The organism is Achromobacter xylosoxidans, from assembly GCF_014490035.1.
Classification (GTDB): domain Bacteria; phylum Pseudomonadota; class Gammaproteobacteria; order Burkholderiales; family Burkholderiaceae_B; genus Achromobacter; species Achromobacter bronchisepticus_A.
Genome location: NZ_CP061008.1, coordinates 4055366 through 4076878, shown reverse-complemented (window position 1 = coordinate 4076878; position 21513 = coordinate 4055366). Strand labels below are relative to the sequence as shown.

General features: G+C 67.2%; 19 protein-coding genes. 13 read left to right on the top strand and 6 right to left on the bottom strand.

What is annotated here, in order from left to right:
* Positions 1-8: 8 nt before the first annotated feature.
* The 6 genes from cadR (at position 9) to IAG39_RS18890 (ending at position 5290) form a co-directional block, all read left to right on the top strand.
* Complete coding sequence (gene cadR / locus IAG39_RS18915) at positions 9-443, top strand: Cd(II)/Pb(II)-responsive transcriptional regulator (protein ID WP_118933030.1); 435 nt, start codon at positions 9-11, stop codon at positions 441-443.
* Between the two features lie 188 nt (positions 444-631).
* The gene (locus IAG39_RS18910; protein ID WP_118933031.1) at positions 632-1813 is read left to right on the top strand and encodes a CaiB/BaiF CoA transferase family protein; all 1182 of its coding nucleotides are present in this window, start codon (positions 632-634) and stop codon (positions 1811-1813) included.
* Between the two features lie 79 nt (positions 1814-1892).
* Positions 1893-2636 carry a FadR/GntR family transcriptional regulator gene (locus tag IAG39_RS18905; protein ID WP_118933032.1) on the top strand — a complete coding sequence of 248 codons (744 nt, stop codon included), beginning with the start codon at positions 1893-1895 and terminating at the stop codon, positions 2634-2636.
* A complete protein-coding gene (locus tag IAG39_RS18900) occupies positions 2633-3448 on the top strand; it encodes an enoyl-CoA hydratase (protein WP_059374288.1) in 816 nt (271 codons plus the stop codon). Before IAG39_RS18905 ends, IAG39_RS18900 begins: the two co-directional genes overlap by 4 nt.
* A 178-nt stretch (positions 3449-3626) precedes the next feature.
* Complete coding sequence (locus IAG39_RS18895; RefSeq protein ID WP_118933033.1) at positions 3627-4610, top strand: Bug family tripartite tricarboxylate transporter substrate binding protein; 984 nt, start codon at positions 3627-3629, stop codon at positions 4608-4610.
* An 86-nt stretch (positions 4611-4696) separates the two neighbouring features.
* Positions 4697-5290 carry a nitroreductase gene (locus IAG39_RS18890; protein WP_118933034.1) on the top strand — a complete coding sequence of 198 codons (594 nt, stop codon included), beginning with the start codon at positions 4697-4699 and terminating at the stop codon, positions 5288-5290.
* Here the strand turns inward: IAG39_RS18890 and IAG39_RS18885 are convergent.
* Positions 5251-6747, bottom strand: coding sequence for an MFS transporter (locus IAG39_RS18885; protein ID WP_118933043.1), 1497 nt, complete (start codon positions 6745-6747; stop codon positions 5251-5253). The genes IAG39_RS18890 and IAG39_RS18885 overlap by 40 nt on opposite strands.
* Before the next feature lie 118 nt (positions 6748-6865).
* On the opposite strand from IAG39_RS18885, the gene IAG39_RS18880 reads away from it, so the two are divergent.
* A complete protein-coding gene (locus IAG39_RS18880; protein ID WP_118933035.1) occupies positions 6866-7693 on the top strand; it encodes an AraC family transcriptional regulator in 828 nt (275 codons plus the stop codon).
* Between the two features lie 196 nt (positions 7694-7889).
* Here the strand turns inward: IAG39_RS18880 and IAG39_RS18875 are convergent, their stop codons facing one another.
* Positions 7890-8231 carry a hypothetical protein gene (locus tag IAG39_RS18875; protein WP_059374290.1) on the bottom strand — a complete coding sequence of 114 codons (342 nt, stop codon included), beginning with the start codon at positions 8229-8231 and terminating at the stop codon, positions 7890-7892.
* Between the two features lie 272 nt (positions 8232-8503).
* Here IAG39_RS18875 and IAG39_RS18870 point away from each other — a divergent pair, with 272 nt between their 5' ends.
* From IAG39_RS18870 to lpdA, 4 genes are read left to right on the top strand one after another with little or no spacing between them, the layout of a single operon-like run.
* The gene (locus tag IAG39_RS18870) at positions 8504-9736 is read left to right on the top strand and encodes a 3-methyl-2-oxobutanoate dehydrogenase (2-methylpropanoyl-transferring) subunit alpha (RefSeq protein WP_059374291.1); all 1233 of its coding nucleotides are present in this window, start codon (positions 8504-8506) and stop codon (positions 9734-9736) included.
* Between the two features lie 2 nt (positions 9737-9738).
* Positions 9739-10782: an alpha-ketoacid dehydrogenase subunit beta gene (locus tag IAG39_RS18865; RefSeq protein ID WP_059374292.1), complete on the top strand. Its 1044-nt coding sequence runs from the start codon at positions 9739-9741 to the stop codon at positions 10780-10782.
* A gap of 3 nt (positions 10783-10785) precedes the next feature.
* Positions 10786-12114, top strand: coding sequence for a dihydrolipoamide acetyltransferase family protein (locus tag IAG39_RS18860; RefSeq protein ID WP_187774051.1), 1329 nt, complete (start codon positions 10786-10788; stop codon positions 12112-12114).
* 2 nt (positions 12115-12116) lie between these two features.
* A complete protein-coding gene (gene lpdA / locus IAG39_RS18855; protein ID WP_118934635.1) occupies positions 12117-13520 on the top strand; it encodes a dihydrolipoyl dehydrogenase in 1404 nt (467 codons plus the stop codon).
* A gap of 60 nt (positions 13521-13580) precedes the next feature.
* Here lpdA and IAG39_RS18850 read toward each other — a convergent pair whose 3' ends face one another.
* Positions 13581-15584, bottom strand: coding sequence for a PEP/pyruvate-binding domain-containing protein (locus IAG39_RS18850; protein ID WP_118934637.1), 2004 nt, complete (start codon positions 15582-15584; stop codon positions 13581-13583).
* 432 nt (positions 15585-16016) lie between these two features.
* Between IAG39_RS18850 and cnbCb the strand changes: the two genes are divergently transcribed.
* Both cnbCb and IAG39_RS18840 read left to right on the top strand, forming a co-directional pair.
* On the top strand, positions 16017-16943 hold the full coding sequence (gene cnbCb / locus IAG39_RS18845; RefSeq protein ID WP_118934639.1) for a 2-aminophenol 1,6-dioxygenase subunit beta: 927 nt from the start codon (positions 16017-16019) through the stop codon (positions 16941-16943).
* Between the two features lie 19 nt (positions 16944-16962).
* On the top strand, positions 16963-17781 hold the full coding sequence (locus tag IAG39_RS18840) for a tRNA U-34 5-methylaminomethyl-2-thiouridine biosynthesis protein (RefSeq protein WP_118934640.1): 819 nt from the start codon (positions 16963-16965) through the stop codon (positions 17779-17781).
* A gap of 62 nt (positions 17782-17843) precedes the next feature.
* Here the strand turns inward: IAG39_RS18840 and IAG39_RS18835 are convergent, their stop codons facing one another.
* From IAG39_RS18835 to maiA, 3 genes are read right to left on the bottom strand one after another with little or no spacing between them, the layout of a single operon-like run.
* Positions 17844-19397, bottom strand: coding sequence for a fumarate hydratase (locus IAG39_RS18835; protein WP_059374301.1), 1554 nt, complete (start codon positions 19395-19397; stop codon positions 17844-17846).
* 38 nt (positions 19398-19435) lie between these two features.
* Positions 19436-20788: an MFS transporter gene (locus tag IAG39_RS18830; protein ID WP_187524041.1), complete on the bottom strand. Its 1353-nt coding sequence runs from the start codon at positions 20786-20788 to the stop codon at positions 19436-19438.
* Between the two features lie 54 nt (positions 20789-20842).
* Complete coding sequence (maiA, locus tag IAG39_RS18825) at positions 20843-21511, bottom strand: maleylacetoacetate isomerase (RefSeq protein WP_059374302.1); 669 nt, start codon at positions 21509-21511, stop codon at positions 20843-20845.
* Positions 21512-21513: the final 2 nt, after the last annotated feature.

The window sequence follows — 21513 nt, the reverse complement described above, 5'->3', positions numbered from 1 at the left end:
AGGCAGCGATGCGTATCGGCGAATTGGCCACGGCGGCCGGGACCACGGTCGAGACCGTCAGGTATTACGAGAAAGAAGGGCTGTTGCCGGCCCCGGAACGGGGGCTGAACAATTACCGCAGCTACGGCCAGCCCCATCTGGAGCGGCTGCGGCTGATTCGCAATTGCCGGGCGCTGGACATGACGCAGGACGAGATCCGCGCCATTCTGTCGCTGGCGGACAACCATCAAAGCGGTTGCGGCCCCATCAATGAACTGTTCGACGAGCACATCTCCCACGTGGACGAGCGCATCGCCGAGCTGACCCAGCTCAAGGCCCAGCTCACCGAACTGCGCCAGCGCTGCCTGTCGGCCCGGCCCGACACGGAAGACTGCGGCATCCTGCATGGCCTGAGCGAAATGCAGGTCGAAGAGCGCCAGGAACGCCACACCCACCTGGGCTGACACCGGCCCTGCAAAGGGCGGCATCACGGAATACAGGCCTGATGGCCTAGGGAAAACCCGCCGCGCAAAAAGCGCGGCGGCGTCTTGTTGCGCCCAAAATCAACATGTAAGATGTCCAACATCCAACAAATAATGACAAGGCGGCGCGGTTCACCCCCCAGCGACGCCGAACAGAGAGGCAGACAAGCATGGATTCCAAGCCCTTGGGCCGATTCACCGTCCTGGACCTGACGCGAGTGCGCTCGGGACCCGCCGCCGTGCGCCAGTTCGCGGACTGGGGCGCCACCGTCATCAAGATCGAAGAGCCGGGTGACGAGCAGGACGACAAGCCGGGCGGTTCCGCCCAGTTCGCCGACTACCAGAACACCCACCGCAACAAGCGCAGCGTCACGCTGAATCTGAAGCACCGGCAGGGCCGGGCGCTGTTCCTGGACCTGGTGCGCCAGGCCGACGTGGTGGTGGAAAACTACCGGCCCAACGTCAAGTTCAAGTTGGGCATCGACTACGAGACGTTGCGCCAGGTGAACCCGCGCATCGTCTACGCCAGCGTGTCCGGCTTCGGGCAGGACGGCCCCTACGCCGGACGGCCAGGGCTGGACCAGATCGCACAGGGCATAGGCGGGCTGATGTCGGTGACGGGCGAGCCCGGCCGTGGCCCCATGCGGGCCGGGATCCCGGTGGCGGACCTGACTTCCGGCCTGTTCTGCGCCATCGGCATCTTCATCGCGCTGCTGGAGCGCGAGGTGTCGGGGCAGGGGCAGTGGGTGCAGACCTCGTTGCTGCAATCGCAGGTCTGGATGATGGATTTCCAGGCGATGCGCTGGCTGATGAACGGCGAGGTGCCGGGCCAGAGCGGCAACGACCATCCCACCAGCAGCCCGACCGGCGTGTTTCCCACCAGCGACGGCTATATGAACATCGCGGCCATGGGCAACGATATCTATGCGCGCCTGTGCCGCGTGCTGGAACTGCCGGAACTGATCGAGGACGAGCGCTTCCTGACCGTGCCGCTGCGGGCGCGCAACCGTCCGGCGCTGAACGCGGCCATCGGCGCGCGCACCGCGACCCGACGCACCGCCGAATGGATCGCGTTGATGAACAAGGAAGGCGTGCCTTGCGGTCCGATCCTGGGCATGGACCAGACCTTCGAGGATCCGCAGGTGCGCCACCTGGGACTCAGCCGCGAGATTCGCCATCCCGCGCTGGGGCCGATCTCGGTGGTGGGGCAGCCGATGATCCTGAGCCGCTCGAGCGCTGGGGAAATGGCGCCCGCGCCCGAGCGCGGCCAGCACAATGGCGACGTCTACGGCGGCATGCTGGGCTTGGCGCCCGCCGACTTGCAGCAGCTGGCCCGCGAAGGCGTCATTTAAGGGATCCGTCCAGGCACCGAGCATAAAATCGCCGCCAAGGCCGCCCGCGTATCCGGCGGCCCAGACGGAGACAGCCCCCATGAACGCACCATCCACCGCCGCCGACCAGGTCTTTTCCAGCCTGGGACGCCCCGACAACCTGCCGGACGAGATCGCTTCGCAGATCCGCCAGAAGATCGTGGCGCGCGAATTCGAGCCCGGCCAGCGCCTGCCCACGGAGTTCGAGCTGGCGCAGATGTTCGCCGTCAGCCGCAACGTGGTGCGCGAGGCGATCGCGCGGCTGAAGCTGTCGGGATATGTGGATACGCGGCGCGGCGTGGGCTCCTTCGTGGCGCAGGACGTGGGCACGCGCAATTTCGAGATCGCGCCCGAAGACCTGCTGCAGCCCGAGCCGCTGGCGCACATCTTCCAACTGCGCGTGGAGCTGGAATCCGGCGCGGCCGCGCAGGCGGCCTTGCACCGCACCCCCGAACAGATCGAAACCCTGCGCCAGGCCCTGCAACGGGTAGACGCGGCTGGCAACGACTGGCAGGCCGGCGCCGACCACGCGCTGGACTTCCACATGGCCGTGGGCGAGGCCACCAACAACCCTTACTTCGTGCGCCTGTTGGCGCACCTGCGCCACGTGTTCCGCGGCGCCGTGCGCACGCTGCGCTACACCAGCGCCGGCACCGAGCGCGTGCCGGAAATCGAACGCGAACATCACCGCATCTTCGATGCCATCGTGGCGGGCGACAGCGAGGCCGCGCGCCTTGCCATGCGCGCCCACCTGAGCAATGGCATTCAACGGCACCAGACAGTCATACAAGGAAAGCAACCGTGACCATACAACGCATCCTGCAGGGCGATATCACCGACAGCATCGTGGCCGAAAAGCGCGGCGCGGTGGGCTGGCTGACCTTCAACGATCCGCAGCGGCACAACGCCGTGTCGTTCGCCATGTGGGAGGCGGTGCCGGTGGTGCTGGAAGCCTTCCGCCAGGACCCGGAGATTCGGGCGGTGGTGCTGCAGGGCGCGGGCGGCAAGGCCTTCGTCAGCGGCGCCAACATCTCGCAGTTCGACAAGCTGCGCAGCGGCGAAGACGCCGTGGTGGAATACGAACGCGTGGCCGAAACCGCGCAGCTGGCGCTGTACGACTACGACAAGCCCACGATTGCGTACATCCAGGGCTATTGCATCGGCGGCGGCCTGAACATCGCACTGTGCTGCGACATCCGCATCGCCTCGGACAACAGCAGCTTCGCCATTCCCGCCGGCAAGCTGGGCCTGGGCTACCGCCTGACCGCGATCCGCAACCTGGTGACGGCGGTCGGTCCGGCCAACGCGTTGGAGATCTTCCTTACGGCGGCGCGCTACGACGCCCATCAGGCCAAGGAGCTGGGCCTGATCCGCAGGGTGGCCCCGGCGGACGAACTGCCGCAGGTGCTGGAGACCATGCTGGCGCAGATCCAGGCCAACGCGCCGCTGACGCTGCGCGCCGGCAAGAAGATGATCCGGCAGCTCCAGCAGCTGGGGCCGGAAGTCGACGTGGAGGGCATGCGCCGTCTGGTGCTGGAGTGTTTCGAAAGCAATGACTACCGCGAAGGCCGCAAGGCGTTCGCGGAAAAGAGAGCGCCGGTGTTCACCGGCACCTGATCTCCGGCCGCGGGCCGGATTCCCTACGCGGCTTGCAGGTCCGCGCCGTCGCCGGCGCGGCCCGGGGGAGGCTTGCGTCCTGAATCCGTCGCGGACCGGATCAACCCGGCCACCGATCCCACCGGGGACGGCCAGGCCATAGACCGCGCAGCAGAAGCGCGGCGACGAGGAGACAGACATGAAAGCGGTTCATCTGAGGGCAGGCCTGGCGGGTTTGGCGGCGTGGCTGTGCGCGGCGCCGCTGCACGCGCAGGGGGCGTACCCTAGCCAGCCGGTGCGCATCGTGGTGGGCTACGCCGCCGGCGGCACCACGGACATCCTGGCGCGGGCGCTGGGCGAGCAGTTGAGCAAGGAGCTCAAGCAGCCCGTCATCATCGAAAACAAGGCCGGCGCCGCCGGCAACATCGCCGCGGCCTCCGTGCAGCAGGCCGCGCCCGATGGCTACACCTTGTTCATGGCCACCGTGTCCAGCCATGGCATCAATCCGGTCGTGTACAAGAAGTCGCTGGGCTACGACCCGGTGGGCGGCTTCACGCCGGTCAGCATGATCGCGTCCATCCCGCTGGTGCTGGTCGCCAATCCCAAGCTGCCGGTCGCCTCGGTGGCCGATCTGGTCAAGCTGGCGCGCGAGAAGCCGGGCGACCTGAACTATTCCTCCAGCGGCAATGGCTCGCCGGTACACGTGGCTGGCGCCATGTTCGCCTCGGAGGCCAAGGTGCAGATCCAGCACGTGCCGTACCGGGGCGGGTCGCTGGCCAATTCCTCGGTCATGAGCGGCGAGACCCAGTTCAGCTTCGCCACCTTGCCGGCGGCCTTGCCGCAGGTTCGCGCGGGCGCCTTGCGCGCCCTGGCCGTGACCACGCGTGACCGTTCGGCAGAACTGCCCGACGTGCCGACGGTGGCCGAGGACCCGATGTTCAAGGGCTACGAGATCAACACCTGGAATGCGTTGATGGCCCCAAAGGGCACGCCCGACGCGGTGGTGGCTGTGCTGAACCAGGCGGTGGCGCGCTCGCTGGCGGTGCCGGCCCTGCAGACCCGTTTCAAGGGCGAGGGCGCCACGCCCGGCGCCAGCAGCCCGGCCGAGCTGGGCCAGTTCGTCAACGCGGAGCTGGCGCGCTGGGCGGGCGTCATCAAAGAGGTCGGCATCCAGATCGAATGACCTCTGGCGGTCCGGGGGGATGACGGCCTGCGGCGGCGGAGTGGCGTAATATGAATTGTGTTTCTTTCTCATTGACGCCTGATCCGATGACCACGACCCCGACCGCCACCCCGTTGCACGCCCTGAATACGCGCCGTTCCTTCAAGTTCCTCCGCGCCCCGGCGCCCAAGCCCGAGGAACTCGAACAGATCCTGCAGGCGGCCATGTCGGCGCCCGACCATGGCGCCTTGCGTCCGTGGCGTTTCGTGGTGATCCAGGGCGAGGCCATCGGCAAGCTGGCCGATCTGGCGCTGGACGCCGTCAAGCGCAGCGGCGATCCGCGCATGACGCCGGAAAAGGAAAAATCGGTGCGCGAATGGATGGCCGGCGTGCCGCTCTTCGTCGCGGTGGCGCAGAAGATCGCGCACGACAACACCAAGATTCCGGAGCAGGAACAGCTGCTGGCCACCGGCGCCGCCACCATGAACCTGCTGAACGCCGTGCACATGCTGGGCTACGGCGCGTTCTGGAGCACCGGTATCGGCACCTACGTCGAAGACGTGCAGAACGCGCTGGGCCTGGACGCGCTGGACTACCGTTTCCTGGGCTTCTTGGCCATTGGCACGCCGGCTTGCGCGGTGCCGCCGGCCAACCGCCCGGACTACCGGGAATTCGTCACGGAGTGGACCGGTCCGGTCTGAGTCCACTGTGTTTCTCCCTGGCCGCCCGAGACGGGCGTACGCTGAAGCAGCAGCGAAGCCAGGGCAGAGACGATGCTGAGCAGCCCCGCGATCAGGAATGCCGCGTGATACCCGGCCAGTTCAGCCACTTGCGGTATCTCGCCGCCGGCCAGGTGAGCCGTCGTCACGCCATGGGCCACAGAAGCCAGAATGGCAATGCCGACGGCGCCGCCCAATTGGCGTGAGGTGTTTTGCAGACCTGCCGCCAATCCAGAATCCTGGCGGGGTACCCCGGCCAGCACGGCCTGGGTCGCGCTCATCATCACCAGGCCGTTACCTGCGCCGACCAGCAGGGTCGGTAGCAGAAGTTCGGTCGCATGCACTGGATGCATGGGCAGCCAATAGAGCCAGATCAACCCTCCCGCAGCGATCAAGCCGCCGATCAATGGCAAGCGGGTGAAACCGGCATCGCGCAAAGAGCGGGAAGCCATTGCCGCGATTGCCAGGGCGAGGGCCATCGGCAACAGTGCCAAGCCTGTTTCCAGCGGGTTGCGTCCATCAATGCGCTGCAGCGCCAAAGACAGGAAGAACGCCGAGGCCGTGAGAATTGCGCCTAGCCCCGAGACCATGACCATCCCGATGGGAACATTGCGCAATCGGAAGATGCCGAATCGGACCAGCGGCTGCTTGGCGCGAAATTCCCGGAACACGAACGCCAGGAACATGATCAGTGCAAAAACCATTGCATTGAATACGAGCGTGTCGCTCCAGCCTGCATGAGCCGATTGCGATATGGCGTACAGAAATGATGCCAAGGACAGCGTCACCGTGATGGCTCCCGGTATGTCCAGCTTGGCCCTTGGCGTATCCGGATGCAGCGGACTCAGGCTGAGCATGACCGCTACGAACAGAATCAGGCCCAGCGGTACATTGACGAACATGACCCAGCGCCAATCGACCAGACTGGTCAGCACGCCGCCGATCACCACGCCGAAAGCAGAACCCATCGCGGCGCACGCTGCCCAACAACCAATCGCGCGATCCTGGCCGGCTCCAGGGGGATGAGCAGCCACGATCACAGCCAGCGGCGATGTTGCCAGCGCTGCGGCGCCAAATCCTTGCACTGCGCGAGCAACCAGCAGGATCGCTCCTGATTGCGCCAAGCCACCCATCAGGCTGGCGCCAGTGAACAACGCCAATCCCCATAGCAACACGTTTCGCCGGCCATAGATGTCGCTGGCGCGAGCCGCCAGCAGCATGAAGCCACCCAGCAGCAAAAGATAGATATCGACCACCCATTGAAGCTGTACCGCAGATAGCCCCAGGTCGTCCCGCATCGACGGGAGCGCGACACTCACGATGGCGCCATCCATCACGACCATGAAGGCGCACAGGCAGGCGACCAGGGTGGCAACCCAAGTTGAAATTCCATCGCGTAAAAGCGGTGGGGGCATGACTGGCGTAGAGGTGGAAGACATGTGTACCTGATCCCGAATGAACAATGGTCAATCTATCGTTGTGAAACCTGCAGATAGGCCATTGTGGTTGGCGGGAGGTAAACTGATATAACGGCAAATGGACTAAAAATAGTGAAAAATGGCCAATACGCCCGAACCGGCCCGAGTCTCTCCAACCGTTGATCTCAGCGAGTGGCTCGAAGGACCTTTCCTTATCGCGCTGAGAGGCAATGACAATCCCGACAATGAATTCCAGCTCGGGACGCGGGAGTACGACTGGCATCAGCATGCGAGAGGCCAGGTCTTCTGTGTCGAAGCGGGGATGATTCAGGTCAGGACACAGCATGGCTCGTGGCTGCTGCCCCCGCACCGTGCAGGCTGGATACCGCCGAACATTCCCCATCAGGTGCGGGTAAGTGGCGCGCTGACGGGCTGGAGCCTGCTGATCACTCCTCATGGAGGAAGACGGCTACCGAAACAGCCGTGCGTCATCGGCATTTCGGAGGTCTTGCATGCTCTGGTGCGGCGTGCCGAGAATTGGGATAAGCATGCGCTGCTGGCGCCGGAGCAGGTTCGCATCGCCGCGGTCATCCTCGACGAAATCCGCCGAGCGCCGCATGAGTCGCTTCACATCCCCATGCCTTCCGACCCGCGGCTGGCCCGTGTGGCGCAGGCGATTCTGGAAAACCCTGGCAATCCGCGCACATTGGAGGACTGGGCGCAGTGGGGAGCCATGTCGGCCCGAACCTTGAGGCGGCTGATCCTGTCGGAAACAGGCTTGAGCTTCGCCCAATGGCGCCAGCAGGCGCAATTGGGACACGCGCTGGAAATGCTGGCGCGCGGTGCGTCAGTAACGGATGTTTCCGATCAATTGGGTTACGCCTCGCCAAGCAACTTCATTGCCATGTTCCGCCGCGCCTTCGGAGATTCGCCCGCGCACTACTTCTTGACCAAAAAAGGAAGCTAGAGATGGCAATGTCCTTCGCGGACTAGGCCACTGACCGCCGCGCGGCTTCAGGGCTAGTCATCGCGGTGCATTCATACTGCCCATGGTCGGCAATGCGAGGAAGACCGGCAATCGCAAGAACCAAGCCTGACCCATGGCCCCGCATGGCCTGTTTTGCTGTTGCGCGCGCAAGGAAAAACCGGGCGGCGGCAATTCTTCATGGGCGGCGTGCCTGGCGCCGGTCCCCGAACGGCCGGAAGGCCAGGCGCACGAGCCGCTCCAGGCTCCAGCCCGCGAAGTAGAAGAGGGCCAGCGTGGGCAGTCCGATCAGCAGGTAGCCGCCGACCCAGGACAGGCCTTCCAGCAAACGGTCCAAGTTCAGTTCATGCAGTAGCGCCAGTTGCAGCGCCAGCGGCAATTGCAGCAGCACGAAACGCCCCTTGTCGTCGCCGCCGGCCGACAGCGCGGCGGCAACGCAGAGGATGACGATGGCGAGGTACAGCGCGGCGAACACGATGCCGGTCCAGCTGAACCATTTCGAGGCGGTCAATCGGGGCACGTCGGTTTCCAGCGGATCAGGGACAGGCAGTATATGACGTCGCCGGCCGCCGCCACCGCGACCCCGCCAGCGCCGCATGGCCCGCGACCGGCGCGGGCAACGAGGCCCGGCGCGGCCCCTGTTTCGGGGCTGCGCCCTGTGCTACTCTGGCTGCCGGTCGTGCATGTTCATCCCTTTGCACCGGCCGACGATGGCAATGTCCGAGGTCACCCCCTTGGGCAGTGTCTTGGTAAGAAGAATGCGCATGACACGATCAAGCGTGGAGACAATACATGAGCCAATATGGGCCGTTGAAGTTGCACGTCCCGGAGCCTACAGGGCGCCCGGGTTGCAAGACCGATTTTTCCTACCTGCACCTGTCGCCGCCCGGCGATGTGCCCAAACCCCCCATTGATGTTGCCGCGGTCGATACCGGCGGACTGGCCTACAGCCTGGTCCGGGTGATCGCGGACGACGGCAGCGCCGTCGGACCGTGGGCGCCGGAACTCAGCCATGAGCAGCTGCGCGCCGGCATGCGCAACATGCTGAAGACGCGTCTGTTCGATGCGCGCATGCTGACCGCCCAGCGCAAGAAGAAGATTTCGTTCTACATGCAGAGCCTGGGCGAAGAGGCCATCGGCACGGCCCACGCCATGGCGCTGGAGCAGGGCGACATGTGCTTTCCGACCTACCGCCAGCAGAGCATCCTGCTGGCGCGCGACGCCTCGCTGGTCACCATGATGTGCCAGCTGATGTCCAACGAACGCGATCCGCTCAAGGGGCGCCAACTACCGGTCATGTATTCCGACCGCGAACGGGGCTTCTTCAGCATCTCCGGCAACCTGGCCACGCAATTCATTCAGGCGGTGGGCTGGGGCATGGCCTCGGCCATCAAGGGCGACACCCGCATCGCTTCCGGCTGGATCGGCGACGGCGCCACCGCCGAGGCCGACTTCCACACCGCACTGACCTTCGCCCACGTCTACCGCGCGCCGGTCATCCTGAACGTGGTCAACAACCAGTGGGCCATCTCCACCTTCCAGGCCATCGCCGGCGGCGAAGGCGCGACCTTCGCGGGCCGCGGCGTGGGCTGCGGCATCGCTTCGCTGCGGGTGGACGGCAACGATTTCCTGGCGGTCTACTCCGCCTCGCGCTGGGCCGCCGAACGCGCCCGCAGCAATCTGGGGCCGACCCTGATCGAATGGGTGACCTACCGCGCCGGGCCGCACTCGACGTCCGACGATCCCTCCAAGTACCGTCCCGGCGACGATTGGAGCCACTTCCCGCTGGGCGATCCGATCGCGCGTTTCAAGAAGCACCTGATCCTGCTGGGCATCTGGTCCGACGAAGAGCATGAAGCCGTCAAGGCCGAGCTCGACGCCGAGATCCTGGCGGCGCAGAAGGAAGCGGAAAGCTACGGCACCCTGGTGGACGGCCACGTCCCCAGCGCCGCCAGCATCTTTGAAGACGTGTACAAGGACATGCCGGAGCATCTGCGCCGGCAGCGTCAGCAGCTCGGAGTCTGATCATGGCTATCGATAACAACGCTGGTCCGGCCTCCGCGCCGATGACCATGATCCAGGCTTTGCGCTCGGCCATGGATGTGATGCTGGAGCGCGACAACAACGTGGTGGTGTTCGGGCAGGACGTCGGCTATTTCGGCGGCGTGTTCCGCTGCACCGAAGGCCTGCAGGCCAAGTACGGCAGCTCGCGCGTGTTCGACACGCCCATCTCCGAAGGCGGCATCGTCGGCGTGGCGGTGGGCATGGGCGCCTACGGCTTGCGCCCCGTCTGCGAGATCCAGTTCGCCGATTATTTCTATCCCGCTTCGGACCAGATCGTGTCCGAGGCCGCGCGCCTGCGCTACCGCTCGGTCAACGAATTCGTCGCGCCCATGACCATCCGCATGCCTTGCGGCGGCGGCATCTACGGCGGCCAGACGCACAGCCAGAGCCCCGAGGCCATGTTCACGCAGGTCTGCGGGCTGCGCACGGTGATGCCGTCCAATCCGTACGATGCCAAGGGCCTGCTGATCGCGTCCATCGAGAACGACGACCCGGTCATCTTCCTGGAGCCCAAGCGGCTCTACAACGGCCCGTTCGATGGCCACCATGACCGGCCCGTCACGCCCTGGACCGGGCGGCCGGGCAGCGTGGTGCCCACCGGCTACTACACCGTGCCGCTGGACTCGGCCGCCATCGTGCGGCCCGGCAACGCGCTGACCGTGCTGACCTACGGCACCACCGTGCACGTGTCGCTGACGGCCGCCGAGGAAACCGGCATCGACGCCGAGATCATCGACCTGCGCAGCCTGTGGCCGCTGGACCTGGACGCCATCGTCAACTCGGTCAAGAAGACCGGCCGTTGCGTGGTGGTGCACGAAGCCACGCGCACCTGCGGCTTCGGCGCCGAGCTGATCGCGCTGGTGCAGGAACACTGCTTCCATCATCTGGAGGCGCCCGTGGAACGCGTGACCGGCTGGGATACGCCGTATCCCCACGCGCAGGAATGGGCGTACTTCCCCGGCCCGCGCCGGGTCGGCGAAGCGTTCAAGCGCGCGATGGAGGGTTGAGAGATGGGTATTCATGTCATCAAGATGCCCGACATCGGCGAAGGCATCGCGGAAGTGGAACTGGTCGCCTGGCACGTGAAGATCGGCGACATGGTGGCCGAGGACCAGCCCCTGGCCGACGTCATGACGGACAAGGCCACGGTCGAGATTCCCGCGCCGGTGGTCGGCCGCGTGGTCGCGCTGGGCGGGGACGTGGGCCAGGTCATGGCGGTGGGCGGCGAGCTGATCCGCCTGGAAGTCGAAGGCGAGGGCAACCTGAAGCCCGGCGCCGATGCGCCGCCGGCCAAGGCGGCTGCGGCTCCCGCGGCGGCACAACCTGCCGCCGCAGCGCCTGCGCCGCAGTCCGCGCCTGCGCCGAAGGCAGAGGCCGCCGCGCTCGCGAAGCCGGCCGCGCCGCCAGCCGCGCCGGCCAAGCCCGCGCGCCAGGCGACCGCCGCCGTCGCGCGCCAGCCCGGCGACAAGCCGCTGGCGTCGCCCGCGGTGCGCAAGCGCGCCTGGGACCTGGGCGTCGAACTGCGCTACGTGCACGGCAGCGGCCCGGCCGGCCGCATCCTGCACGAAGACCTGGACGCCTACCTGCAAGGGCAGGGCGGGGGCGCCCAAGCCCGCGGCGGCGTGGCCTACGCCGAGCGCAACGACGAGGAAAACGTGCCGGTCATCGGCCTGCGCCGCAAGATCGCGCAGAAGATGGCGGAGTCCAAACGCCGCATTCCGCACTTCAGCTACGTCGAGGAAATCGACGTGACCGAACTGGAAGAGTTGCGCGCCAGCCTCAACCAGAAGTGGGGCGCGACGCGCGGCAAGCTCACGCTATTGCCGCTGCTGGCGCGCGCCATGGTGGTGGCGCTGCGCGATTTTCCGCAGATCAACGCGCGCTACGACGACGAGGGCGGCGTGGTCACGCGCTACGGCGGGGTCCACATCGGCATCGCCACGCAGAGCGACGGCGGCCTGATGGTGCCGGTCATGCGCCACGCCGAGGCGCGCGACCTCTGGTCCATGGCGGCCGAGATCGTCCGCCTGGCCGAGGCGGTGCGCACGGGTAGCGCCAGCCGCGACGAGCTGTCGGGGTCGACCATCACCATTACCAGCCTGGGGCCTTTGGGCGGCATCGTCACCACGCCGGTGATCAACCATCCCGAGGTCGGCATCGTGGGCGTGAACCGCATCGTCGAGCGGCCCGCTATCCGCAATGGCGCCGTGGTGGCGCGCAAGCTGATGAACCTGTCGTCGTCCTTCGACCACCGCGTGGTGGACGGCATGGACGCGGCGCGCTTCATCCAGGCGGTGCGCGCGCTGCTGGAACAACCCGCGCTGCTTTTCGTGGAGTAAGCATGAGCCAGATCACTAAGACTACGACTTTGCTGGTGATCGGCGGCGGCCCCGGCGGCTACGTCGCCGCCATCCGCGCCGGCCAGCTGGGCGTGCCGACCATCCTGGTCGAAGGCGCCCAGCTGGGCGGCACCTGCCTGAACATCGGCTGCATCCCCTCCAAGGCGCTGATCCACGCGGCCGAGGAATTCGACAAGGCGCGCCACTACGCGGGCAAGTCGGCGCTGGGCATTTCCGTGTCGGCGCCCGCCATCGACCTGGCCCAGACCGTGGCCTGGAAGGACGGCATCGTCGGCAAGCTGACCGGCGGCGTGGCCGCGTTGCTGAAGAAGAACGGCGTGGAAGTGGTGCGCGGCTGGGCCCGGTTGCTGGACGGCAAGACCGTGGAAGTGGAAGGCGGCGAGTCCGGCGCCATCCGCATCCAGTGCGAACATCTGCTGCTGGCGGCGGGCTCCGAACCGACGCCGCTGCCGTCCATGCCTTTCGGCGGCATGGTGGTGTCGTCCACCGAAGCCTTGTCGCCTGCCAGCATCCCCAGGCAATTGGTGGTGGTGGGCGGCGGCTACATCGGCCTGGAACTCGGAACCGTGTACCGCAAGCTGGGCGCCGAAGTGGCCGTGGTGGAAGCGCAGGACCGCATCCTGCCGACCTACGACGCCGAACTCACCAAGCCGGTGGCGGCGGCGCTAGGCAAAATGGGCGTGGACCTGCACCTGGGCCGCAAGGTGCTGGGCCTGAACGGCGCCGGCAATGCGGTGCGCGTGCAGGACGCGGCGGGCGTCGAAACCCTGCTGCCGGCCGACCGCGTGCTGATCGCGGTGGGACGGCGTCCGCGCACGCAGGATTGGGGGCTGGAAAGCCTGCAGCTGGACCGCAAGGGCAACGCGCTGCGCATCGACGACCAGTGCCGCACCTCCATGCGCGACGTCTGGGCCATCGGCGACATCGCCGGCGAACCCATGTTGGCGCACCGCGCCATGGCGCAGGGCGAGATGGTGGCCGAGCTGGTTTCGGGCAAGCGCCGCCATTTCCAGCCTGCCTCCATCCCGGCGGTCTGCTTCACCGACCCCGAGGTCGTGGTGGCGGGCCTGTCGCCCGCGGAGGCGGAAAGCGCGGGGCTGGACTGCCTGACGGCGTCCTTCCCGTTCGCCGCCAACGGCCGCTCGATGACGCTGGAATCCACCGACGGCTTCGTGCGCGTGGTCGCGCGCCGCGACAACCACCTGATCGTGGGCTGGCAGGCAGTGGGACGCGGCGTGTCCGAGCTGTCGACGGCCTTCGGCCAGTCGCTGGAAATGGGCGCCACGCTGGAAGACGTGGCGGGCACCATTCACGCGCATCCGACGCTGGGCGAAGCGGTGCAGGAAGCGGCGCTCAAGGCGCTGGGCCACGCGCTGCACATCTAGGAAGTGCGGGCAAGGCGCCGTTCGCGGCGACCTTGCCCGGTTTGCCTTTCGGCCGGGTCGTTACCGGCTGCCGTCGATGTACGGCCGGGCCTGCAGGATCAGGATGTCGTCACCCTGCACGGCCCATTCGATATCCTGGTCCGCGCCGCCCAGGCGCTGCTTGACCTGGCTGCCCACGGCAGCCAGGCGCGCCACCAGGGCATCGTTCAACACCTGGCGCGCGCCCTCGATCGGCACTTCGCGCACGCCGCCCGCGGCGTCCGGCACCAGTTGGGTGTCTTCGGCGGAGCGGGTCAGCACCTGCACCGCCTTGGACCAGCTGGAGTACATCAGCTGTTCGGCCTGCCGCTTGCCTTCCACCACCTTGATGCCCAGGCCGCGCTTGGCCGAGATGTAGGTGACGTAGCGGCGCGAGGCGTCGAAGGGATCGCGGGTGATCATGACGCCCGAGCTGTCCGATGCCGCCGCCTGTTGCACCAGCACCGCCATCACCACGCCGTCCTGGCCGATGCCGGCCGCGCGCCGGGCTTCGTACGCTTCGTAGTTGTAGACCGAGGCCCACACGGTCTGCACGGCTTGCGCCAGCGCGTCGGCCTGTGTCACGTTGGGCACGGTGGTGTAGAGCCCCGCGCCGCTGAATCCCGGCAGGTCCTCGGAATTGGACGAGCTGCGCACGAATACGCCGCGGCCCTGCAACTGCTTTTGCCAGCGTTCGCGCCAGGCGGCGGCCAAGGCCGGATCCGGTTGGGCCTGGATGATGTCCTGGCGCAGCGCAGCCAGTTCGGCGCGGCGCACGTTGGCGTCGCCGGTGAAGTCCGCCCGCTGCTCCAGCGCGGCCATGCGCTGCGGCACGCCCAGCTGCGCCATGAAGGCCGCGTACTGCGCGAAGGGGATGCAGAAGCCGTCCGGCACGGTGGCCGCAGGCGGCAGCGTGGACTTCAGCGCGCCCAGGTTGGCCGCCTTCACGCCGCAATGGCGGCTGTCGCGCGTGACCATGCCGGAGAGCGGCTTGATCGCCTTGACCGTCAGGTCGGGCTTGGGCAGCGGCAGGGCAGCCCTGGGCGGCGGTGCTTCAGGCTTGGCGATGCGTTGCACCTGATAGCCGCTGCTGGTGACGGTCAGCTCGACCCATTGGCCGTCGTGCTCGCGCAGTGCGGCGACGGCATCGCGCACATAGGCGTTGGGAATGCGCCAGCCCTTTGCCAGCAGATTGACGTGGGACAGCAGGGTGGAGGGGCGCTGCGTGACCAGGCCGGCCACGGGCGGCAGCGCCACCGGAACCTCGTCCAGCACCAGGATGTCGGTCGGCGCCAGGTCCGGCGTGTCGTCCACCGAAGCCACGATGCGCAGCCGGCCTTGCGCCTGGCCGGTGTTCAGCGGCAGGAAGGTCTGTTCGCGCAGCAGCGATTCCTGCGTCACGGGCTTCAGGCCAGAATTCTGCGCGACCTGTTCGTGCAGCGTGGAATTGGCCTTGAAGCGCACGGGCTCGTAGAAGCTGGCCTGCAGTTTTTCCTCGGTCAGCTTCAACAGCTCCGGGGTGAGCCGGTCGCCTTCCCAGAATTCATAGGTGTAGCCGGGCAGGTCGCGCTGCCAACTGAGCGTGCCGAACAGCAGGCGCCGCTGCGGCTCCTTGTACTGCGCGATCAGCGTGGCCTTGTCGTTGGCGGGCAAGAGGCGACGTTCACGCGCGAAGTTCTCGTGCAGCGAGTAGCGCGGTGTATTGACGTAGTAGATCTTGCCGCCCTGTTTCCGGTCGATCACGAACAGCACGTGGGGGATCTCCAACGGCGTGCCAGGGTTGTAGACCCGGGCAAGCTGCTGGAATTCGGCCTGGGTCTGGATTTTCCCCAGGAAGGCGGGGCCGGTTTTCCTGGCGTCTTCCGCCTGCTGCGCCGCGCGCTCGTCGGCGGTCAACGGCCGCGAGTTTTCATAGGGCGAAGGCTTGCGGGCGGTTTGCGACTGGACGGGCGGGCCAAAGCTGGCCGCCGCCGCGCCCAGCGCGGCCAGGACGATCAGGCGGGTCAGGTGGCGGGACGAAAGGCGGCGGGCGGAAGATGGACTCATGAACGGGCGGGCGGGGCGCAGGGAGCCGCGATGATATCGGAGTGCCGCCGGCGTTTGTTTCTGGATGTGGCCAACTATGCGTTGACGTTGCTGCGGGGCGCAAAATACCCAATTTCAGTGATGTGCCTGGGGCCAGGAATGGCGTCTAATTTCTCCCAGGCTTGATCGCGCCCGCCGGCGCCGCGAGAAACCGGCCATCTCCGTACGAGAGGATGGAGACGGTTTTTCCGCAAGGTCTTTTTTAAGGAGCAGCTATCGCTGCTCTTTTTTTTCGCCTGCTCGGGAAATTCCCTAGCTGCTGAGGGCGTGCCGCCCGTTGACAGCGGCCTGCAGTGACTCGATACTCGAATCCAGTACGTATACGTACAAAATAATGGGCCTCGCAGCATCGGTCGACATCGGGTTCCCACTGCTCTCGCAAAGGAGTAAGCAATGAAGGACGGCGAAATTCTTTCCGGATTCCTGGCTCCCCATCCGCCGCACCTGGTGTACGGCGAGAACCCGCCGCAGAACGAGCCGCGCTCGCGCGGCGGCTGGGAAACCTTGCGCTGGGCCTACGATCATGTGCGCGAGAGCATCGAACGCCTGCGGCCCGATGTGCTGCTGGTGCATTCGCCGCACTGGATCACGCAGGTGGGCCACCATTTCCTGGGCGTGCCGCGCCTGGCGGGCCGCTCGGTGGACCCGATCTTTCCCGACCTGTTCCGCTACGACTTCGGCATGGACGTGGACGTAGAACTGGCCGAAGCCTGCTGCGAGGAAGGCCGCAAGCTGGGCCTGGTCACCAAGATGATGCGCAACCCGAAGTTCAGGGTGGACTACGGCACCATCACCACGCTGCACATGGTGCGGCCGCAATGGGACATTCCGGTGGTGGGGCTGTCGGCGAACAACACGCCGTACTACCTCAACACCAAAGAGGGGCTCAAGGAAATGGACCTGCTGGGCCGGGCCACGCGCGAAACCATACGCAAGAGCGGGCGGCGCGCGGTACTGCTGGCCAGCAATACGCTGTCGCACTGGCATTTTCATGAACAGCCCGAGGTGCCCGAGGACATGTCCAAGGAGCATCCAGCGCGCTACGACGGCTATCTGTGGGACATCCGCATGATCGAGCTGATGCGCAAGGGCAGGATGGGCGAGGTGTTCGAGCTGCTGCCGCAGTTCATCGACGAAGCCTTCGCTGAAGTGAAATCCGGCGCCTTCACCTGGATGCACGCGGCCATGGGCTATCCGCAGCTGGCGGGCAAGTTCCACGGCTACGGCACCGTGATCGGCACCGGTAACGCGGTGATGGAATGGAATCTTCAGGAGGCCGGGCTGTCCCGCCTCGAAGCATCCGCCGGTGCGACCGCCTAGCCCTCGAAGGACACATGCCATGACCCTCGTTTCCGCATTTCTCGTTCCCGGCAGCCCGCTGCCGCAATTGCGCAGCGACGTGGCGCCCTGGGGGCGGCTGAACCAGGCGCTGCGCGCGGCCGGCAAGTCGCTGGCGGCTTCCCGGCCCGACGTGGTGCTGGTGTATTCGACCCAGTGGATGGCAGTGCTGGACCAGCTATGGATCACCCGCGCGCGCAGCACTGGCGTGCACGTGGATGAGAACTGGCACGAGTATGGCGAGCTGCCCTTCGACATCGCCAGCGATACGGTTCTGGCCGAAGCCTGTGTGCAGGGCTGCCGCGATGCCGGCATCCATGCGCGCGGCGTGGACTACGACCACTTTCCCATCGACACGGGCACCATCACGGTCAGCACGTTGATGGGCTTCGGCACCGATCAGCTACCGGTGACGCTGGCGGCCAACAACCTCTACCACGACCATGCGCAGACGGAGCAGCTCAGCCGCATCGCCCTGCAGGCGGCCGCGCTCCAGAACAAGCGGGCAGCGGTCATCGGCATAGGCGGACTGTCCAACACCATGTTCCGCGAGCCGGTGGCGCCGGACTCGGATTGTGTGATCTCGCCGGCCGACGACGAGTGGAACCGCCGCATGTTGGCGTTGCTGGAAGGCGGCGATGCCGGACAACTGCGTGAACTCATGCCCGAGTACGCCGGGCAGGCCAAGGCGGAGATGGGCTTCAAGCACATGTCCTGGCTGCTGGGCGCGTTGGGCGGGCAGTTCCGCGGCGCCAAGGTGCTGGAATATGCGCCGCTGTATGGCAGCGGCGGGGCGGTGGTGGAATTCAAGGTGGGTTGAGGGCGCGCCGGGGCGCGGCGGGATCCAGGCTGCCCCTACCAGGACGGCTTCGACCTTCGTCGTCAGGCAGTCTCCGTCAGCGCCACCGGTATTTCCCTGGCCCCCGCCGTCCGGCGCCACTGCGCCGGCCCCGACACATGCAGGTTGCCGCCTTCGGCGTCCACCGCCACGGTCACGGGCATGTCCTGGACTTCGAACTCATGGATCGCTTCCATGCCCAGGTCCTCGAAGGCGACCACGCGTGCGCTGCGGATGGCGCGGGACACGAGATAGGCGGCGCCGCCCACGGCGATCAGGTAGGCCGCCCGGTGGCGCCGGATCGCCTCGACCGCCTGCGGACCGCGCTCCGCCTTGCCTATCATCGCCAGCAGTCCCGTGCGCTCCAGCATCATGCCGGTGTAGCCGTCCATGCGCGTCGACGTGGTGGGGCCGGCGGGTCCGACGGCTTCGTCGCGCACGGCGTCCACCGGCCCTACGTAGTAGATGGCGCGGCCGCGGAAGTCGGCCGGCAATGGTTCGCCGCGCGCCAGCATTTCACGGATGCGCTGGTGCGCGGCATCGCGTCCGGTCAGCATGCGGCCGTTGAGCAACAGGGTTTCGCCCGCGCGCCAGGATGCGACTTCCTCGCGGGTAAGCGTGTCCAGGTTCACGCGCCGGCCGGCGCTGGATCCGCGCGCGGCTCCCAGGTCGGGCCATAGGTCCAGCGACGGCGGGGCCAGGTGCGCGGGGCCGGAACCGTCCAGCACGAAGCGGGCATGGCGCGTGGCCGCGCAATTGGGGATCAGCGCGACGGGCTTGGCGGCGGCGTGCGTGGGGTAGGTCTTGATCTTCACGTCCAGCACGGTGGTGAGGCCGCCCAGGCCCTGCGCGCCCACGCCCAGCGCGTTGATGCGTTCGTGCAGTTCCAGCCGCAGCGCGTCCTCGGGCGCCAGCGCGTCGCCGCGCCGAGCCCGCGCCTGCAGTTCATGCATGTCCAGCGGCTGCATCAGGCTTTCCTTGGCCAGCAGCACCGCCTTTTCGGCCGTGCCGCCCACGCCTATGCCCAGCATGCCGGGCGGACACCAGCCGGCGCCCATGGCGGGTATCTGAGCCAGCACCCAGTCGACGATGCTGTCGGCCGGGTTCAGCATGGCCAGCCGCGCCTTGTTTTCCGAGCCGCCGCCCTTGGCCGCGACCGTGACGGCCACGCTGGCGCCCGGCACGATGCGCGTGCTGATGACGGCGGGCGTGTTGTCGCGGGTGTTGCCGCGGCCGAACAGCGGGTCGGCCACCACCGAGGCCCGCAACGGATTGTCCGGGTCCAGGTAGGCGCGCCGCACGCCGGCGTTGACGGCGTCTTCCAGGCTGGCGGTAAAGCCCTCCCAGCGCACGTCCATGCCGACTTCCAGGAAGACGTTGACGATGCCGGTGTCCTGGCAGATCGGCCGGCGGCCGATGGCGGCCATGCGCGAGCTGGCCAGGATCTGCGCCATGGCGTCGCGCGCCGGCGCGCTGGCCTCGCATTCGTAGGCGCGGGCCAGGTGCGCGATGTAATCGGCCGGATGGTAGTGGCTGATGTACTGCAGCGCGCTGGCGATGGATTCGATCAGGTCGTCCTGGCGGATGAAGGTGCTCATGGCATGCGTGGGTAGGTGGCTTCAGCAGAGGATCAAGTTCAGTCGGCGTGCAGCGTGACGCCGGGCCGGTCCTTGACCAGGCTCACGGCCACGAAGGACACCAAGGCCATGGCGATGACGTAGACACCCACATGCCAGGACTGTCCGGTGGCGGTGATGATGGACTGCGCGATCATCGCGGCGAAGGCGCCGCCCAGGATGGAGCCCAGCGCGTAGCCCGCCGACACGCCCGAGTAGCGCACGTCGGCCGGGAACATCTCGGCGTACAGCGCGGCCTGCGGGCCATAGGTCAGGCCCAGCGGCACCGACAACACGGCCAGGGCGAAGGCGAATTGCATGACGTCGCCGGAGTCGACGAAGGACCACATCGGCACCGCCCACAGCGCCAGCAGCACGTAGCCGAGCTGGAAGGTGCGCACGCGGCCGATGCGGTCGCCGAGCCAGCCGCCCAGCAGCGTGGTGCCCAGCCAGCAGGCCGCGGCCAGCGTGCAGATCATCAGCACCTGCTGCGGCGGCATGCGCAGCGCCCGGCTGCCGTAGCTGATGAAGAAGCCGACCAGCAGGTAGCCGGCCGTGCTGTTGCCCACGAAGATCAGCGTGGTCAGCAGGATCTGGCGCGGATGCTTGCGCAACAGCGTGCCCAGCGGCGCAGAGGAATGGCTGCGGCGCGACTGCATCTCCAGGAACACGGGGGATTCCTCGACCGCGCGGCGGATGAAGACGCCGACGACGATGAGCGCGATGGACAGCAGGAAGGACACCCGCCAGCCCCAGGCCATGAAATTGTCGGGGCCGACCAACGAGGTAATGCACCACAGCACGCCGGTGGCGACGATCATGCCCAGCGGCACGCCGATCTGCGGAAAGGCGCCGAACAGCGAACGCCGGTCGCGCGGCGCGTGCTCGACCGCCATGAGGGCCGCGCCGCCCCATTCGCCGCCGGCGGAGAAGCCTTGCAGCACGCGCAGCGTCACCAGCATCACCGGCGCCCAGATGCCGATCTGCGCATAGGTGGGCAGCACGCCGATCAGCGCGGTGGACACGCCCATCAGGATCAGCGTGGCCGCCAGCACCCGCTTGCGGCCGTAGCGGTCGCCCAGATGGCCGCAGACGATGGCGCCCAGCGGCCGGAACAGGAAGGCCACGCCCACGGTCGCGAACGACAGGATCAACGACAGTTCCGGGTTCTCCTTGGCGAAAGGCGCGAAGAACAGCGAGCCCAGCACCAGGCCGGCCGCCTGGACGTAGATGAAATAGTCGTACCACTCGATGGCCGAGCCGACCAGCGTGGCGGCCAGCACCTTGCGGTCGTCGGCGCTGACCAGCGGGCCGGACGCGGAACGGCCGGGGGCTGCGACGGCGGCGCCGTCGGCGGGGATTTCTGTCTGCATGATTGTCTCCGTGGGGGGAATGCGGCGGTTCAGCTTCTTATTCGGGGGTGTTGCCTAGGCCGCCGCGCTCTGCGGCGCGTCGGGTTGGTTTTCCGGACGGGCCGCTACGAACGCGGGCAGGCCGGCGCAGGCCTGGACGATGGCGCGGATCCGCTCGAAGGGCGTCAGGTCCGCGCCGTAGCGCAAGGCGTTGTAGACCTGCGGGATCAGGTAGCACTCGACCAGCGTGGGCGCGGCGCCCAGCGCGTAGCGGCCGTCCTGCGCCGCGGGCAGCGCCGCCTCGAAGGCCTGGAAGCCTTCGGCGCACCAGTGGCGGTACCAGTCCTGGATCTGTTCGTCATCCGCGCCGAACTGGGCGCGCAGGCGCTTGAGCGCGCGCAGGTTGTTGAGCGGATGCATTTCGCAGGCGATCAATTGCGCCAGTGCGCGGGCTTGCGCGCGCAGCGCCGGATCGGCCGGCAGCAGCGGCGCGCCGGGATGGCGCTCGTCCAGGTACTCGATGATGGCCAGCGACTGCTGCAGTCGCAGGCCGTCGATTTCCAGCATGGGCACCAGGCCGAAGGGCGCCAGCGATCGGTAGGCGGGCTGCTGGTGTTCGCCCTTGACCATGTGCCAGGTGACCTGCCGGTAAGGCAGGCCCTTCAAGGCCAGGGCGATGCGGACCCGGTAGGCCGCGGAACTGCGCCAGTAGCTGTGCAGGGTGAGGGCAGGCGTATCGGCCACGG